Source organism: Williamsia herbipolensis, from assembly GCF_000964005.1.
Lineage (GTDB): Bacteria > Actinomycetota > Actinomycetes > Mycobacteriales > Mycobacteriaceae > Williamsia_A > Williamsia_A herbipolensis.
On the sequence record NZ_JXYP01000018.1, the window covers coordinates 97,078 to 112,903 of the forward strand.

At 69.4% G+C, this 15,826-nt stretch carries 16 protein-coding genes; 6 read left to right on the forward strand and 10 right to left on the reverse strand.

Translation table 11 applies throughout. The features are described from left to right. Nucleotides 1–4: 4 nt before the first annotated feature. The 3 genes from TU34_RS09085 to TU34_RS09095 form a co-directional block, all read right to left on the reverse strand. Entirely contained in the window at nt 5–997 is a 993-nt protein-coding gene (locus tag TU34_RS09085) for a sigma-70 family RNA polymerase sigma factor (RefSeq protein ID WP_045822634.1), read from the reverse strand. 151 nt (nt 998–1,148) lie between these two features. After that, nucleotides 1,149–2,651 (reverse strand): DUF7782 domain-containing protein, encoded by a 1,503-nt coding sequence (locus TU34_RS09090; protein ID WP_045822543.1) that lies wholly within the window; start codon nt 2,649–2,651, stop codon nt 1,149–1,151. A gap of 43 nt (nt 2,652–2,694) precedes the next feature. Beyond that, a complete protein-coding gene (locus tag TU34_RS09095; RefSeq protein ID WP_052688825.1) occupies nt 2,695–3,036 on the reverse strand; it encodes a DUF3099 domain-containing protein in 342 nt (113 codons plus the stop codon). A 90-nt stretch (nt 3,037–3,126) separates the two neighbouring features. On the opposite strand from TU34_RS09095, the gene TU34_RS09100 reads away from it, so the two are divergent. Continuing rightward, nucleotides 3,127–3,369 carry a DUF3039 domain-containing protein gene (locus TU34_RS09100; protein ID WP_045822545.1) on the forward strand — a complete coding sequence of 81 codons (243 nt, stop codon included), beginning with the start codon at nt 3,127–3,129 and terminating at the stop codon, nt 3,367–3,369. Here TU34_RS09100 and TU34_RS09105 read toward each other — a convergent pair whose 3' ends face one another. Further along, a complete protein-coding gene (locus TU34_RS09105; RefSeq protein WP_052688826.1) occupies nt 3,370–4,587 on the reverse strand; it encodes a YihY/virulence factor BrkB family protein in 1,218 nt (405 codons plus the stop codon). Nucleotides 4,588–4,732: 145 nt separating this feature from the next. On the opposite strand from TU34_RS09105, the gene TU34_RS09110 reads away from it, so the two are divergent. Then, nucleotides 4,733–6,427 carry a DEAD/DEAH box helicase gene (locus TU34_RS09110; protein ID WP_238981227.1) on the forward strand — a complete coding sequence of 565 codons (1,695 nt, stop codon included), beginning with the start codon at nt 4,733–4,735 and terminating at the stop codon, nt 6,425–6,427. A 100-nt stretch (nt 6,428–6,527) separates the two neighbouring features. Here TU34_RS09110 and TU34_RS09115 read toward each other — a convergent pair whose 3' ends face one another. Beyond that, nucleotides 6,528–6,734, reverse strand: coding sequence for a DUF7455 domain-containing protein (locus tag TU34_RS09115; RefSeq protein ID WP_045822547.1), 207 nt, complete (start codon nt 6,732–6,734; stop codon nt 6,528–6,530). A gap of 159 nt (nt 6,735–6,893) precedes the next feature. Here TU34_RS09115 and TU34_RS24560 point away from each other — a divergent pair, with 159 nt between their 5' ends. Further along, entirely contained in the window at nt 6,894–8,252 is a 1,359-nt protein-coding gene (locus TU34_RS24560; protein ID WP_052688827.1) for a DUF952 domain-containing protein, read from the forward strand. A 64-nt stretch (nt 8,253–8,316) separates the two neighbouring features. Here TU34_RS24560 and TU34_RS09125 read toward each other — a convergent pair whose 3' ends face one another. Then, nucleotides 8,317–8,958 (reverse strand): response regulator, encoded by a 642-nt coding sequence (locus TU34_RS09125; protein ID WP_045822548.1) that lies wholly within the window; start codon nt 8,956–8,958, stop codon nt 8,317–8,319. Then, nucleotides 8,955–10,202 carry a sensor histidine kinase gene (locus tag TU34_RS09130; protein ID WP_052688828.1) on the reverse strand — a complete coding sequence of 416 codons (1,248 nt, stop codon included), beginning with the start codon at nt 10,200–10,202 and terminating at the stop codon, nt 8,955–8,957. The genes TU34_RS09125 and TU34_RS09130 overlap by 4 nt, the downstream gene beginning before the upstream one ends. Nucleotides 10,203–10,308: 106 nt before the next feature. Here TU34_RS09130 and TU34_RS09135 point away from each other — a divergent pair, with 106 nt between their 5' ends. After that, on the forward strand, nt 10,309–10,860 hold the full coding sequence (locus TU34_RS09135; RefSeq protein WP_045822549.1) for a hypothetical protein: 552 nt from the start codon (nt 10,309–10,311) through the stop codon (nt 10,858–10,860). 66 nt (nt 10,861–10,926) lie between these two features. Here the strand turns inward: TU34_RS09135 and TU34_RS09140 are convergent, their stop codons facing one another. Together TU34_RS09140 and ppgK are read right to left on the reverse strand one after the other, a co-directional pair. After that, a complete protein-coding gene (locus TU34_RS09140; protein WP_045822550.1) occupies nt 10,927–12,303 on the reverse strand; it encodes an RNA polymerase sigma factor in 1,377 nt (458 codons plus the stop codon). 160 nt (nt 12,304–12,463) lie between these two features. After that, nucleotides 12,464–13,282 carry a polyphosphate--glucose phosphotransferase gene (ppgK, locus tag TU34_RS09145; protein ID WP_045822551.1) on the reverse strand — a complete coding sequence of 273 codons (819 nt, stop codon included), beginning with the start codon at nt 13,280–13,282 and terminating at the stop codon, nt 12,464–12,466. A 236-nt stretch (nt 13,283–13,518) separates the two neighbouring features. On the opposite strand from ppgK, the gene TU34_RS09150 reads away from it, so the two are divergent. After that, a complete protein-coding gene (locus TU34_RS09150) occupies nt 13,519–14,367 on the forward strand; it encodes an inositol monophosphatase family protein (protein WP_045822552.1) in 849 nt (282 codons plus the stop codon). A gap of 18 nt (nt 14,368–14,385) precedes the next feature. Here TU34_RS09150 and cei read toward each other — a convergent pair whose 3' ends face one another. Next, complete coding sequence (cei, locus tag TU34_RS09155; protein WP_045822553.1) at nt 14,386–15,072, reverse strand: envelope integrity protein Cei; 687 nt, start codon at nt 15,070–15,072, stop codon at nt 14,386–14,388. 374 nt (nt 15,073–15,446) lie between these two features. On the opposite strand from cei, the gene TU34_RS09160 reads away from it, so the two are divergent. Next, nucleotides 15,447–15,746 carry a DUF4193 domain-containing protein gene (locus tag TU34_RS09160; RefSeq protein ID WP_045822554.1) on the forward strand — a complete coding sequence of 100 codons (300 nt, stop codon included), beginning with the start codon at nt 15,447–15,449 and terminating at the stop codon, nt 15,744–15,746. The last annotated feature ends 80 nt before the right edge of the window (nt 15,747–15,826 follow it).

Sequence of the window (15,826 nt, forward strand, 5' to 3'; positions counted from 1 at the left end):
TCGATCAGCTGGCGTAGGCGCGCAGACGCTCCGCGCGATCACCCTGACGGAGCTTCGACATGACCTCACGCTCGATCTGACGGACCCGCTCGCGCGACAGGCCGAACAGGCGACCGATCTGGTCGAGGGTGCGGGGCTGCCCGTCGTCGAGCCCGAAGCGCAGGCGGATGACCTGCTGCTCGCGCTCGTCGAGGGTGGCCAGCACGGTGCGCACGTCGGTGTGGAGCAGACCGGCGATGACGGCGCTCTCGGCCGAGGTGGCCTCGGCGTCCTCGATGAAGTCGCCCAGGGGCGCCTCCTCGTCGGTGCCGACGGGCATGTCGAGGCTCACCGGGTCGCGGCTGTGGTCGAGCAGATCGGCGATCTTCTCGGCCGGGATGCCCGACTCCTCTGCCAGCTCGTCGTCGGTCGCCTCACGCCCGAGCTGCTGGTGCAGTTCGCGCTTGATGCGGGCCAGCTTGTTGACCTGCTCGACGAGGTGGACGGGGAGCCGGATGGTGCGGCTCTGATCGGCCATGCCGCGGGTGATGGCCTGACGGATCCACCACGTCGCGTACGTCGAGAACTTGAATCCCTTGGCGTAGTCGAACTTCTCCATCGCGCGGATCAGTCCGAGGTTGCCCTCCTGGATCAGGTCGAGCAGCGGCATGCCACGACCGGTGTAGCGCTTGGCCAGCGACACCACGAGACGCAGGTTGGCCTCGAGCAGATGCGACCGCGCCGACTCACCCTCGCGGACGAGCTGCGCGAGATCGCGCTTCTTGGTGGGCGACAACCGCTTCTTCGTGGCGAGGACGTGCTTGGCGTAGAGGCCGACCTCGATGGCCTTCGCCAGGTCGACCTCCTGCTCGGCGTTGAGGAGAGCCGTGCGGCCGATCCCGTTGAGGTACACCCGGACGAGATCTGCCGCCGGGCTCTGGGCGTCGAGATCCGCGTCGGTCATCTGCGGGCGGATGGTGTCTGCGGGCCTGATCGTCGTGGCGGTGGAACTGGGCATGTCGGCCTCCTCGCGAGCGTGTGTCTTCATGGGGTTCAACGGTTCGCTCTACGCGAATAGTTCCCCGCTGTCCCCTGACCAAACACCCTTGACCTGTGGCGATGTCCAGACCGGTCTGAGAAGTTGCTGAGAGTACCCCTAGCCTCGCCGGTCAGCCGGGTGGGAGGAGGATCCCGTGGCGCACCAGGTCGTTCACGAAACCCCGCAGCACCGCGGGATCGAGCGACTCGCCGGTGGCCGCGGCGAGCAGATCGGCGACGTCGGCGACCGACAACCCGTCATGGGAGAGACCGGCGACGAGCGAGCGGCCCCAGGAGTCGATCTCGTGCGTCCACCGCGGTCCGTCGGTGCGGTGCAGCCGGCACACCACCTCCGACCACCCGGCGCCGTCGGCGCCGATCGTCGAGATCTGTTCCAGCGCCACGTCGGGGGCGAGCTGCAGTCGGGCGTCGTCGATGTCGTGGGTGCGCAGCCACGCGGCGCGGGACAGGTAGGCATCGGCCTCCGGTCCCATCGGGTCGGAGATCGCGTGCGACATCTCCTCGGCCAGCAGATCGGTCGCCTCGCCCGTGGACCGCAGGAACACGAATCCGAACCCGACGCCCTCGACGCCCGCGCGGTCGAGGTGCTCGAGCCACTCCTGCGCGCGGCGCGCGCCGTCACCCGACCGCGGGTCGAGGCCCGCATCGCGCAACCAGGTGCCGACGTAGAGAGCGGGATCGGCGACGTCGCGCTGCACCACCCAGGCGTCGACACCGTGGTCGGGGATCCAGCCGGCGACCCGTTCGCGCCAGTCGCCGCCGGTGACGACCCACGAGGCCAGCAGGCACGCGGTGCCACCGTCGGCGAGGTGATCGGCGGCCGTCGACACGACCAGCGCGCTCGCGCCGTCCAGGTCGAGCCCGGAATCGCGGTAGCTGTGGGTCACCGTCGGTGTGCCCACGACGAAGGGCGGGTTCGCGACGACGTGGTCGAATCGTTCCCCGTCGACCGGTGCGAACCAGGGACCGGTGCGCAGGTCGTAGCGGTCGGCGCGGACACCGTTGATCGCCATGCCCGCGCGTGTCATCGCCGCGGCGCGTGCGGTGATGTCGGTGGCGACCACGTGATCGGCCGTGTCGAGGGCGTGCACCGCCTGCACGCCGCATCCCGTCCCCAGATCGAGCACCGATCCCGACGCGGTCACCGACGCCCGCAGCAGCGACAACGACGCCTGACCGACGCCCAGCACGTGGTCCGGGGCGATCGTGGTCTCGCGGGTGGCGCCGTCGAGGTCGGAGAACAGCCAGCGTGTGCCGCGGCCGGTGTCGAGGGGACGGACGTCGACGGCGGCGCGCACCCCGTCGCCGTCGGGGCGGAGGAGTCCGACCGACTCCGCGGTGTCGAGGTCGAGCGGGCCGAGAGCGGCGGCCACCTCCGATCGGTCGCAGGTGTCACCGATCAGCAGCAGCCGGGTCAGCGTTCCGAGTTCGCCGCCGCCGGCACAGGCCCGACGTACCGGAACCGGTTCGCCGCGCCCCAGCGCGGCGTGGGCGTCCTCACCGAGCAGGTCGAGGACGCCGTCGGCGTCGTAGCGGTGGGCGACGAACGCGGCCCGCAGATCGTCGGCCACGGTGTGCAGGTGCGCGACGTCTGTCGCGGCGGGCTCGGTCATGGCACGACCGTGTCACACCGCCGACAGGTGCAGCGGGGGTGGATCAGTCGTCGTGGCCTTTGAGCTGACGGAAGTGCGTGGCGGCGACCGCGGGCGGGTCGGCGTCGCCGGACCACTTGTAGCGCGGGACCTCACCCTTCTCGCGCGGCGGCCGGTCGTTGGCGATGAGCACGGCCACCCAGGGGATCGGAATCGACAACGCGATGACGGCGAGGGCCAGCAGGCCCGATCCCGTCGCGCCGTAGACGATCCCGGCGATCACGAGGGCGGGGACACGGAAGGCCATCAGGCTCAGGTAGCGACGGACCCGGGCCTTGTGCTGGTCTTCCTGAGAGACCTGCGCCTGGGTGATCAGGATCGCTTCTCGTGCCTCTTCGTGTGCCATTGCTCCACTGTTGCACTTTCTGTCCAACAATGCATCGATGCAGCTCACATACGACGTTTGTCACCTCTGGGAATCAGGCAGAATGGGGTCATGGGAACGCAGACCATCGAACGCCCCGATGTCGACATCGACACCGACGAGACCACCGATGACGACACCCCGAAGTTCTTCCACTACGTGAAGAAGAACAAGATCGCCGAGAGCGCGGTCATGGGCAACCACGTCGTTGCGTTGTGCGGCGAGGTGTTCCCGGTGACGCGCTCACCCAAACCGGGTTCACCCGTGTGCCCCAAGTGCAAGAAGATCTACGAGAAGCTCAAGAAGGGCGAGTGATCAGCGCGGCCTGATGCGCTCGCGACTCTCGGGGACATCGGCCTCGGGCGGCCGCGACTGACGGCGGATCGGGCCGGTCTGGATGCGCTTGGGCACCGACTTCAGCTGGTCGGTGAGATCGGTGGTCTGCGCCGACACCCAGTCCTTGACCTGCTCGATGTGGGTCGGTCCCGCCGTGGGCCACGTCGCCTGCACGGCGGCGTTGAACTGCGCACCGATCACGATCGCGAACCCGAGGAAGAACGTGAACAGCAGGAACGCGATCGGCGTGGCGAGTGCCCCGTAGGAGTAACCCGTCTTGGTGATCGACCCCAGGTAGATCCGCAGACCGGCGCTGGCGAACCAGAACACGACGCCGGCGAGTACGGCGCCCCCGACCAGTCGATGCCAGGGGAGTGGTTTCGGCAGCGACACCCGGTAGAGGGTGGTCAACCCCAGGATCAGCAGGATCGCGACGGCGGGGTAGTAGCCGATGTGGATCACCTGCGTGCTGAACGGTCTCCACGAGTCGGGTGCGATGTCGGCGGCGTAGGTGGGGCCGAGGGCGACGAGCGGCAGCACGAACGTCGCGACCACCAGGAACACGATGTACAGGTTGAGCGCGAACACCCGCTGCCACACCGCATTCCGCACATCGTGTTGATCGTGGGCTTTGTTGATCGAGTCGACGAAACTCGACATCGCCGACGACCCCGACCACAGCGACAACACGAAACCCAGCGAGATGAGCTCACCGCGGCCGCGCGCGAGGACGTCGTTGACCGTCGGGGTGATGATCTCGTCGACGATGTTGTCGCTGAAGGTCTGCCCGGCGAAGTTGATGATCCGGGTACGGATCATCTCGGTGGTGCCCGGACCGAACCATCCTCCGATGTAGCCGATGCTGCCGAGCAACCCGAGGAGCAACGGCGGCAGCGACAACGTCTGCCAGAACGCGGCCTGCGCCGACATGCCGAAGATCGAGTCGTCCCACGCCTTGACGATCGCCCGCCACATGACCCGGGGGAGCGACCGCAGCACATGCGGACGCCCCGGCGACGCGGTGCGTGTCGGTTCGTGGTCGGGGAGGTCGCCGGCGGGGGTGATGGGTTCAGCATCCCCGATCGAGCAGCGCGGTGGGCGTAGGAGGTCGCCGCGACGACCGTGTCGCCGGTCGCGGGCGGGACGTTCGGGGCCGCCGCGAGGGTACGATCTGATGCGGTCGGTGCGTCGGTCCACCCGGATGGCGGAAGCGATCGGTGTGACCGACGGGCCGCCTCGTCGCCCACGGCGCGTCGACATCCCCCGCCCATCACGAACGCCCGTCACGACTGCCCACCCCCCGTTTCGGCGTATGTCGAGGAGTTCTGAGATTTCCGAGGTCATGGTTCCGCAGGCCACCGAGTCGCTGCGTACCTGGCAGCGCCGTGCGCTGACCAAGTACCTGGCGACCGCGCCGCGCGATTTCCTCGCCGTGGCGACACCCGGCGCCGGCAAGACGACGTTCGGGCTGCGCATCGCACGGGAACTGCTCGGCGACCGCACCGTCGACCAGATCACCGTGGTCGCGCCGACCGAGCACCTGAAATTCCAGTGGGCGCAGGCCGCCGCGCGTGTCGGGATCGCTCTCGACGCCAACTTCCGGAACACCGTCGGCGTCACGAGCAGCGATTTCGACGGCGTCGTTCTCACGTACGCCCAGGTCGCCGCCCATCCCTCCCGACATCGCGTGCGCACCGAGAACCGTCGGACCCTGGTGATCCTCGACGAGATCCACCACGGCGGCGACGCGAAGACCTGGGGCGATGCGATCTCCGAGGCGTTCTCCGACGCGACCCGTCGGTTGTCGCTCACCGGGACGCCGTTCCGCTCCGACGACGCGCAGATCCCGTTCGTCACCTACGAACCCGACGGCGGCGGGGCGCTGCGCTCGAAGGCCGATCACAGCTACGGCTACGCCGACGCCCTCGCCGACGGCGTCGTGCGGCCGGTGGTGTTCCTCGCGTACTCGGGTCAGGCCAGCTGGCGCACGAGCGCCGGCGAGGAGTTCTCCGCCCGACTCGGCGAACCGCTGTCGGCCGAGCACACCGCGCGCGCGTGGCGCACCGCGCTCGACCCGCACGGCGACTGGATCCCCGCCGTGCTCACCGCCGCCAACACCCGCCTGGGCCAGCTGCGCACCTCGGGCGTCCCCGACGCCGGTGGACTGGTCATCGCGAGCGACCAGAAGACCGCTCGCGACTACGCCGAGTTGCTCGAGGAGATCTCGGCCTCGCCGGTGACCCTCGTGCTCTCCGACGAGGCGTCGTCGTCGAGCCGCATCGACGAGTTCGCTGCGTCGGATGACCGCTGGATGGTCGCCGTGCGCATGGTGTCCGAAGGTGTCGACGTCCCGCGGCTGGCCGTCGGCGTCTACGCGACGAGCGCCTCGACCCCGCTGTATTTCGCGCAGGCCGTCGGTCGGTTCGTGCGATCACGACGCCCCGGCGAGACCGCGAGCGTGTTCCTGCCGTCGGTGCCGGTGCTGCTGCGCCTGGCCAGCGAGCTCGAGGCGCAGCGTGACCACGTCCTCGGGAAGCCGGACCGCGAGAAGGAGGGCTTCGACGACGAGCTGATCGCCGAGGCGAACAAGACCGAGGACGAACCCGGTGACGACGACCCGGCGTTCATCTCCCTGCACGCCGACGCCGAACTCGACCAGGTCATCTTCGACGGCTCGTCCTTCGGCACGGCCACCTTCGCCGGCAGCGACGAGGAGTCCGACTACCTCGGCCTGCCGGGGCTCCTGAACGCCGACCAGGTGCGCGACCTGCTCCGGCAACGCCAGACCGACCAGATCACCACGCGATCCGCGGCACCCCCGCCGCCGCAGCGGGAGAAGACCGAATCGACCGGACAGCAGCTCTCGGCGCTGCGTCGAGAGCTCAACAGCCTCGTCGCGATGCACCACCACCGCACCGGGAAACCGCACGGCATGGTGCACAACGAGCTGCGCACCCGACTGGGTGGGCCGCCCACCGCCATGGCGACCGCGGATCAACTCAAGGAGCGGATCAGCGCGCTGCGCACGTGGAAGTGACGACACCGACCACGATGCTCCCGCAGAGACGCCGACGGCACCGTCGCGATGCGACGGTGCCGTGGACGACAGCTCTAGTGACCGCGAGGCGGCCGGATGATCAGACCATCTCTTCCTCGGAACGGGTCACCGTGGCGCCCATGTCAGCGAGTCGGGCCTCGTGCTCGTTGTAGTGGTGGCGGCAGAACAGCAGTTCACCGCCGGCCGGGAGGGTCGCGCGTACACGTGCTGCTGCACCGCAACGGTCACAACGGTCGGCAGCGGTGAGGGGCATGGAGATCGAGGTGGTGGTGATGACATCTGACATGGTTCCTCCGTCCCGGGCGAGCGCGAGCGCTTCCCTTCGCGAGCTGACCCACCAGGAGTGGTGGGCTTCTCTCACTCTTTCAGACGAATCAGCTCCCCGTATTGTTCCCGCGCCGCAGCACACCGGTCGTCATTCATCGTTAACAACCGGGGGCCTGCGGTGATCGGGCGCACGCCGAGCGGCCCCGGACACCCCGGCGGCGACCGGGCTCGCTTCGTCTGGGTCCTCTTCGTGGTGGGCGCGGTGTGTCAGTACCTCGGCGCCGCCATCGCCGTGCCGCTGTTCGACCGGACCGATCCCGAGGTCGTGGCGTGGCTGCGCACGCTCTCCGGTGGGGTGGTGCTGGTCGTCCTGACCCGACCGGTCGCGATCGTGGGCGACCGTGTCCGTCTGCGCCGTGCGACGGTGTTCGGACTCGTCACCACCGCCATGAACATCACGTTCTATCTCGCGATCTCGCAGGTCGACCGCGGTGTCGCCGTCGCCGTCGAGTTCATCGGCCCGATCACCGTCGCCGCTCTCGCCGCCCGGGGAGCGCGTGCGATCGCCGCACTCGTCGCGGTGGCGCTCGGTGTCGTGCTGGTGAGCGGGGTGTCGCTGCAGGGGTCGGCGATCGGGGTCGGCTGGGCGTTGCTCGCGGGCGCGCTGTGGGGCGGGTACATCGTGTTCGGTGCCCGGGTCTCGGCGGCCGGTGCAGCCGCCGAGAGCGGTGTCAGCGGGTGGCGGCACGGTGTCGAGGATCTCGGTGTCGGCCTCGCGATCGCCGGTGTGCTGTCGGCGCCGTTCGTCCTCGGTGTGAGTGTGGTCACGGGAGCACCGAACCTGTCTGTCGGCCTGGTCGGCGCGGCGGCGGCGGTCGGGGTGCTCTCCAGTGCGGTCCCGTACGTCCTCGACCAGATCGTCCTCACCCGGATCGACCGCGGGCGGTTCGCGCTCATGCTGTCGCTGCTGCCCGCCACGGCGGTGATCGTCGGCGCCATCACCCTCGCGCAGATCCCGGCCCCTCTCGAGCTCGTGGGCATCGCGCTGGTCATCGCGGCGATAGCGCTCTCGGCGGGTCGACCTCGGCGCGTGACGCCCGAATCGCCGGATCGACGACCGCACGCCCCGGCCGATGTGGCACCGTGGACGTCGATGACATCGCCTTCTGCCGACGACCCCGGTCCGGTCGTGCACCTGTGTCCCAAACCCGACTGGGTCCACGCGTCGAGCCACGGACGGCTCGAGCCGGAGTCACTGTCGACCGTCGGGTTCATCCACCTCTCCGACCTCCGCCACGTGCACATCCCGGCCAACGCGGTCTTCGCCGGTCGCACCGACCTCGTGCTCCTCGAGATCGACCCGCAGCGCGTACCCGCCGACATCGTGTGGGAGGACGGCGATCCGCCGCATCCCGACGGCATCGCGTTCCCGCACCTCTACGGTCCGCTCCCGGTGACGGCGGTGATCCGCGTGCACGACTATCAGCCGGGGCCCGATGGGACGTTCGGCGCGCGCACCAGCCTCGACGCGCACTGACTCGACTGCAGTCGCGGGCGCTGCACCACGACTGCAGTCCGTCCGCAGCACGACCGGGACGTGGCTACCGCCCGTCGCGCGCGATGATCGCCGCCTGCACCCGTGACCGGACGTCGAGCTTCGCCAGGACATGCGACACATGGGTTTTCACCGTCGTCGGACTGACGAACAGCCGCGCGGCGATGTCGGCGTTCGACAGCCCGTCACCGATGCAGTCGAGCACCTCGCGTTCGCGATCGGTGAGGACCGAGAGGTCCACCTGTGAGGTCGACCGGGTGGTCGAGCGATGCCGGGCGAACCGGTCGATCACGCGGCGGGTCACCTCGGGCGCCAACACCGCGTCGCCGCGTGCGACCGCCTCGATCGCCGCCACGATCGCCTCGGTCTCGGCGGTCTTCAGCAGGAACCCGCCTGCACCGGCGTCGAGCGCGGCGAACACTTGGTCGTCGATGTCGAAAGAGGTCAGGACCAGCACCGAGGCGAGTCCGTCGCGCACGATCTCGGTGGTGGCGGTGATGCCGTCGGTGCCGGGCATGCGGATGTCCATCACCACGACATCGGGTCGCAGCGACCGCGCGAGGCGGACCGCCTCGTCACCGTCGCGGGCCTCGCCGACGATCTCGATGCCGTCGGCCTGTCCGAGCATCATCGCCAGTCCGGCGCGGATCGCCGTGTGATCGTCGGCGATGACGACCGTGATGGTCATGCGGCGGCCCCGCTGTCGGGGAGGGGCAACGACGCGGCGACGACCCAGTCGCCGCCCACACGTCCCGCAGTGCAACAGCCTCCGGCGGCCCGAGCCCGGAGCGCCATGTTCGCGACACCGTGCCCACCCGGGGTCGACGAGGCCGCCTCGTCGAGGACGGCGTTGCGGACCGTGAGTGTCAGCTCGCGCGGAGCGACCACGACCTCGATCGAGATCGGTTGTCGTCGAGCATGTCTGGTGGCGTTGGTGAGTGCCTCGGCTGCGATCCGGTAGGCGCACACGTCGACGGCCGGCGGCAGATCGGCCGGGATCTGCGGGGTCACCGACACCGGGGATCCCGCGGTCCTCGCCGTCGTCACCAGGTGGTCGATGCGGCGGAGCGACGCGGTGCGTACCGAACCCTCGTGGTCATCGGTGCCGTCACACGTCCCGGCGCGGCCGTCGCCGTCGAGGACGTCGATCAGGGCGCGCATCTCGCCGAGTGCCGCCACGCTGTTGGCGCGCACCGACGCCAACACCTCGGCGGTGGCGGGGGAGGCGGGGCCCGCCGTCAGGGCGGCGGCCGACTGCAGGGCGATGCCGGAGAGGTGGCCGGCGACGATGTCGTGGAGATCGCGGGCGAGGCGTCGCCGTTCCTCGGTGACGGCGTCGGCACGGTCGCGGTCGGCGAGCTGCGCCAAAATCGCCGACCGTTCCCGTTCGGCCGCCGCGGCCACGCGATGTTCGGCGATGGCGCGGCCGTACCCGATGGGGCCGATCACCAGGGCCAGCACCCACAGTCCGGCGAGCAACACCGTCTGCCAGCCGGCCCCGAGCGCGATCACCGTCGCGAAGGCGAGGACGGCGGCCGCACCGAGAACCGCGTACATGGTGTGGACGGTGCGACGGCCGGCGTACAACGCCACGGCGTACACCACGTCCGACAGCACCAACCACACCGAGAGTGACTGCGCGACAACGGTGTCGATCGCGACCACGGCGAGGCACAGGGCCAGGGCCGTTCCCGGCGAGGTGGAACGCACCGACTGCGCTCCGCAGGCGGCGGCCAGGGTGATCAGCCCCAGCCACCGGGGCAGGTCGAACGGTGTGCCGGAGTCGCCGCCGACGACGTTCAGATCGGCCACGTAGAGGACGACCCCCAGGGCGCCGAAGGCCAGACAGACACACAGGTCCCGCGACCGCGGCCGATCGGCCACCGCACTCCACACCTCGTCCACCTCCGTCGCCTGTGGATTCCATCTCATCACGGGTACCCCGAGGCACGGATCGTCCGAAGTGATGAGCCCGGAGCCGCGAGATCGCGCTTGCGGCCGACGCGAGGATCCATGTCGTCCGACGACGCTGGAGGACATGGATTCCCCCGTGCTCTTCGTCATCATCGGCTGCGAGATCGGTTTCTGGGTCATCGTGTTCGCAGGACTCGCGGTGCGCTACGGATTGCGTGCGCAGCGTGCGTCCACACTCGTCCTGCGGCTCGTGCCCGTGGTCGATCTCGTGCTGTTGGCCGCGGTCGCGCTCGATCTGCACGCGGGTGCGCAGGTCGAACAGATCCACCGCATCGCCGGCATCTACCTCGGCGTCACCGTCGCGTTCGGTCATTCGATGATCCGGTGGGCCGATGTGCGGTGCGCGCACTGGTTCTTCGACGGTCCGCCGCCACCGCCACGGGTGAAGCACGGGCCGGAGGCGGTATGTCGCGAGGTCACCGAGTTCGGGCGATGGCTGCTCGCCGCGGCGGTCGCAGGGGCCTGCATCCTCGGGTTGGCCGCCACCGTCGCCGACGGCGACCAGGCGCGCGACCTGTTCGGGATCTTCCCCCTGCTCGGCATCATCACCGCGATCTGGTTGGTCACCGGACCGGTGTGGGCGGTGGTCGACCGGGGGAGCCGTGCCCGTTCCTGACCACAACGACGACTCGGCCGCCCCGGAACGATCTCCGGGGCGGCCGAGTCGGTGGAACGGGTGTGCCTAGTCGAGGTAGTCGCGCAGGACCTGCGAACGCGATGGGTGACGCAGCTTCGACATCGTCTTCGACTCGATCTGACGGATCCGCTCACGCGTCACGCCATAGACCTGACCGATCTCGTCGAGCGTGCGCGGCTGACCGTCGGTGAGACCGAAACGCAGACGGACCACGCCCGCCTCACGCTCGGAGAGCGTCTCGAGCACCGACTGCAGCTGATCCTGCAGCAGCGTGAACGACACGGCGTCGACGGCCACGACGGCCTCGGAGTCCTCGATGAAGTCACCGAGTTGGCTGTCGCCCTCGTCGCCGATGGTCTGATCGAGCGAGATGGGCTCACGCGCGTACTGCTGGATCTCCAGCACCTTCTCCGGCGTGATGTCCATCTCCTTGGCGAGCTCCTCGGGGGTGGGCTCGCGGCCCAGGTCCTGCAGGAGTTCGCGCTGGATGCGACCGAGCTTGTTGATGACCTCGACCATGTGCACCGGGATACGGATGGTGCGGGCCTGATCGGCCATCGCGCGGGTGATCGCCTGACGGATCCACCAGGTGGCGTACGTCGAGAACTTGTAGCCCTTGGTGTAGTCGAACTTCTCGACCGCGCGGATCAGACCGAGGTTGCCCTCCTGGATCAGGTCCAGGAACGCCATACCGCGGCCGGTGTAGCGCTTGGCGAGCGAGACGACGAGACGGAGGTTGGCCTCGAGCAGGTGATTCTTGGCGCGGTTGCCGTCGCGGGAGATCCAGGACAGGTCCCGGCGCTGGGCGACGGTGAGCTTCTCGCCGGCGTCGGCGATACGGCGCATGCGCTCGGTGGCGAAGAGTCCGGCCTCGATGCGCTTGGCGAGCTCGACCTCCTCCTCGGCGTTGAGCAGCGCGACCTTGCCGATCTGCTTGAGGTAGGCGCGGACCGAGTCGGCCGAGGCGGTGAGCTCGGCGTCCTTACGGGCCTGACGCAGCGCCTCGGACTCGTCCTCGTCCCACACGAAGTCGCCGGACTTCTTGTCCTCCTCGGTGGGCTCCTCGATCTCCTCGGCGTCGGCCTTGGCGGCCGGCTTCACCTTGGCGGTGGCGCCGTCGGAGTCGGTGGACGGTTCCTCGACCTCGATGTCGTCGACGACTATCTCCTCGTCGATCTCACCCTCGGGGGCGTCGAGATCGTCGATGGACTCGGGGTTCTCGTCGCCATCGGTGGCGGGATCGGCGGCGGCCGGGGCCTTGGCGGTGGCCTTGCGGGCCGCCTTCTTGGCGGGTGCCTTCTTCGCGGGTGCCTTCTTGGCGGCCGTCTTCCGGGCAGTGGTCTTCTTCGCTGCTGCTCGCGGTGCGGTCACGTCCGAGGACTCGTCGCTGTCCGTTTCCTGGCGAGTTTTGGTGGCTGCCACGTACGACCTTTCGGGACTGGAATCATGTGGCGTCACACCGAGAGATCACCTCGGCGGAGCGGGGGCGTGATGGGCCGGCTCGATGGCCGACCGACCCATTGTAACGATTCGACGGCCCCGCCGTTCGCCACACCACGCTTGGCGTCGCCATAACCGCCGTTCAGGGCCGCAGATGGGCGCTGACGGCCATCGCCGCGCCGACGATCCCGGCGGTGTTGAGCAGTGTCGCCGGGACGACCGGTGTGCGGTTGGTGAGGTGCGGTACCCACTTGTGGGCCTTGCGGCTGATACCGCCGCCGGCGATGAACAGGTCGGGCCAGAAGAGGTTCTCGTAGGCGGTGAGCACCTTCGACACGTGGCCGGCCCACTTCTCGTAGGACATGTCCTTGTCCTCTTTGACCTTCGACGACGCCTGGTGCTCGGCCTCGACCCCGCCGACCTCCATGTGGCCGAGTTCGGTGTTGGGCACCAGCTTCCCGTGGAACAGGATCGCCGAACCGATGCCGGTGCCGAACGTCAACAGCATGACCATGCCCGCGGCGTCCTTGCCTGCTCCGAACGCGTCCTCGGCCATCCCCGCCGCGTCGGCGTCGTTGAGGACGGAGAAGTCGCGGTCGCCGAGTGCACCGGCGAGCAACGGGTACGGGTCGGTCCCGATCCACGACTTGTCGATGTTGGCGGCGCTGCGCACCACACCCCCGGAGACGACGCTGGGGAGCGTGACACCCACCGGCCCGGTCCAGGCGAAGTGGTCGGTCACCTGATGGATCCCGTCGGCGACCGCGGCGGGGGTCGACGGCTGCGGGGTCAGCACCTTGAATCGTTCGCCGACGAGCTCTCCGGTCGACAGGTCGACGATGCCGCCCTTGATGCCCGACCCGCCGACGTCGACGCCGAAGGCCAGACCTCCCGACCCGTCGCGCGGGCCGTCGGCGCCCAGAGGCGTCGCGGGGTCGGTGGCGGGTGTCGCGTCGCTCATGGCGAGGTCCTCTCGGCAGACGGCGTCCGAACGGCTCTCGCGCCCGGCGTGGCTCGTGGATGTGACCGTCGGTGGTCACCGATGGTGGCCGACTCCGACTCGCGCTCAAGGCTAGTCATGACCGCGACCTCGCGCTGCGGGCTCACCGATCCACACGCCATCCGCGTCTCACCCGTGTCGACGTCCTGGCGGGTGCGACCGCGGCACCGCCCGCACGGGTGTGCTGACATGGTGGCGTGACCTCTGCCGCTGAACTGACCGCCATCGCCGTCGACGTCGCCCGCGACGCTGCCGCACTGATCCGGACCCGCCGCGGTGACCTCATCGAGCACGCGGCGGCGCCGATGCACTCCTCGGCGGTGTCGACGAAGAGCACACCCACCGATCCGGTCACCGTCGTCGACACCGAGGCCGAGGCGGCCATCCGTGCCCATCTGCACCGCCTGCGCCCCGATGACGCGTTCCTCGGCGAGGAGGACGGCGGGTCGCTGGAGGTGCCCTCGGGGGTGCGCTGGGTGGTCGACCCGATCGACGGGACGGTCAACTTCCTCTACGGGATCCCGGCGTACTCGGTGTCGATCGCCGCGCAGATCGACGGGGTGTCGGTCGCCGGCGCCGTCGTCGACGTCGCACGGTCGATCGTCTACTCGGCCACCCGGGGTGGTGGAGCGGTCCGTGACGACGGCACCGGACCGCACCCCCTGCGGGCGAACGCGGTGTCGTCGGTGTCGCTGGCGCTCGTCGCCACCGGCTTCGGCTACGGCGCGGACCGGCGCCGCGCACAGGGCCGGGTGATCGCCGAGTTGCTCCCGCGCATCCGTGACATCCGTCGGGTCGGGTCGGCAGCGCTGGATCTGTGCATGGTGGCCTCCGGTGCGGTCGACGCGCACTTCGAGCACGGACTCAACCCGTGGGACTGGGCCGCAGGCGCCCTCATCGCCGAGGAGGCCGGCGCGGTGGTCCGCACGCCCGGTCCGCAGTCGCGGGGCGGCGAGGGGCCGGTCACCATCGCCGTCGCACCGGGTATCGCCACGGAGTTCCTGGCGCTGCTCGACGAGATCGGTGCGTCGGGTCCGATCAGCTGATCGGGTGCGGGGAGGGTCTCAGCAGGATGCGTTGTGCACGGCGGAGACCAACGCCGGATCGGCGCCGGTTCGCGGGTTCGACGGATCGGCCTGACGCAGTGCCTCGAGCACGGCCTGTGCGTCCTGCGACTGTTCACGGCCGGTGAACTGGGTTCCCAGCACGAGGTCGACCACCGAACCCGACCGGCCGTCGTCGACGAGTTGGGCGCAGGGCTCGGCCACCCAGAGCGCCGCGGCGGCGGCACGGCTGGCCTGGCCGAAGCGGATCTGTCCGACGCAGTCGAGGTTCTGATCGGGGTAGACGGTGTCGTCGGCGTACGGGGTGTCGGTCGCCGGGGTGAACCCCTGCGAGGTCAGGTCGTCGAGCACGCTGCGTGCCTGACCGCGCTCGGCCGAGGCGTTGAGGACACGCACCTGGAAGGTCGACAGCGCTCCCGGCGCCACGTCGAGCAGATCGCTGTTGGCGACGGTCGTCGTCGGCGCGGCCGACGATGCGCCGGAGGGGGCGGCCGAGGACGGGACCGGCGGCGGATTGCAGCTCGTCGTCGCCGACGCCGAGCCGCCGTCGGACAGAGCGCTGATCCACACGACGAGGGCCAGCACCAACAGCACGACGACGGCGACGACGAACGGGATGAAGCGGCGGCGTCGGAAAGGACGACCGTGGTCGTCGGTGGGGTATCCGATGGTGATCTGCGAAACCACGCTCGACTGACTTCCCTTCGCAGGTGGCCGGGGTTCGGTGATGGTCCCGGCGGCGACCCTCACCATAGGCGGCGAGCGCGGTGCCGCGCCGGTGCGACATACGCAGTTGACCCCATCCGGTGGGTGAGCTACGCTTCGCCCGCCTTAGCGTAACTGGGCTTGTGGTTCAGAAACTCGGCCCCTGTGGTCAAGCTCACTGCACAGCACTCCGGCGAGGGCAACAAAACCGACGGATGTGTCGTTACTACATGGCACACCCGTGAGGGACGGGACGACTCGAAGCAAACGGGTCGTCCACACACGGCGCCCGACGATCTCGCGAAACAAGCGGAACGCAGTCGCGCCGGCCAAAGGTATTGAGTGAAGGCGGAAACATGGCTACTGATTACGACGCCCCACGTCGAACCGAAACCGAAGACCTCAGCGAGGACTCGCTCGAGGAGCTCAAAGCGCGACGGAGCGAGGCGCAGGCAGCGTCGGTCGACGTCGACGAGGGCGACACGGCCGAGTCCTTCGAACTGCCCGGTGCGGATCTGTCCGGAGAAGAGCTCTCCGTCCGGGTCGTTCCCAAGCAGGCAGACGAGTTCACCTGCACGAGTTGCTTTCTCGTGTACCACCGCAGTCGACTGGCCCGTGAGAACGGCAACTCGTTGATCTGCGTGGACTGCGCCTGATCGAGAAGGTCTTCCCGACTGGGGAGTGAACGATGTCGCCGTCCCACGGCGACGAGAGACAGCGAGCGCCGATCCGCCCT

Excerpts from the sequence above, each read along its gene's own strand:
- TU34_RS09085 (WP_045822634.1), bottom strand. The coding sequence starts at position 997 with ATGCCCAGTTCCACCGCCACGACGATCAGGCCCGCAGACACCATCCGC.
- TU34_RS09090 (WP_045822543.1), bottom strand. The coding sequence starts at position 2,651 with ATGACCGAGCCCGCCGCGACAGACGTCGCGCACCTGCACACCGTGGCC.
- TU34_RS09095 (WP_052688825.1), bottom strand. The coding sequence starts at position 3,036 with ATGGCACACGAAGAGGCACGAGAAGCGATCCTGATCACCCAGGCGCAG.
- TU34_RS09100 (WP_045822545.1), top strand. The coding sequence starts at position 3,127 with ATGGGAACGCAGACCATCGAACGCCCCGATGTCGACATCGACACCGAC.
- TU34_RS09110 (WP_238981227.1), top strand. The coding sequence starts at position 4,733 with ATGGTTCCGCAGGCCACCGAGTCGCTGCGTACCTGGCAGCGCCGTGCG.
- TU34_RS09115 (WP_045822547.1), bottom strand. The coding sequence starts at position 6,734 with ATGTCAGATGTCATCACCACCACCTCGATCTCCATGCCCCTCACCGCT.
- TU34_RS09125 (WP_045822548.1), bottom strand. The coding sequence starts at position 8,958 with ATGACCATCACGGTCGTCATCGCCGACGATCACACGGCGATCCGCGCC.
- TU34_RS09130 (WP_052688828.1), bottom strand. The coding sequence starts at position 10,202 with ATGAGATGGAATCCACAGGCGACGGAGGTGGACGAGGTGTGGAGTGCG.
- TU34_RS09135 (WP_045822549.1), top strand. The coding sequence starts at position 10,309 with ATGGATTCCCCCGTGCTCTTCGTCATCATCGGCTGCGAGATCGGTTTC.
- ppgK (WP_045822551.1), bottom strand. The coding sequence starts at position 13,282 with ATGAGCGACGCGACACCCGCCACCGACCCCGCGACGCCTCTGGGCGCC.
- TU34_RS09160 (WP_045822554.1), top strand. The coding sequence starts at position 15,447 with ATGGCTACTGATTACGACGCCCCACGTCGAACCGAAACCGAAGACCTC.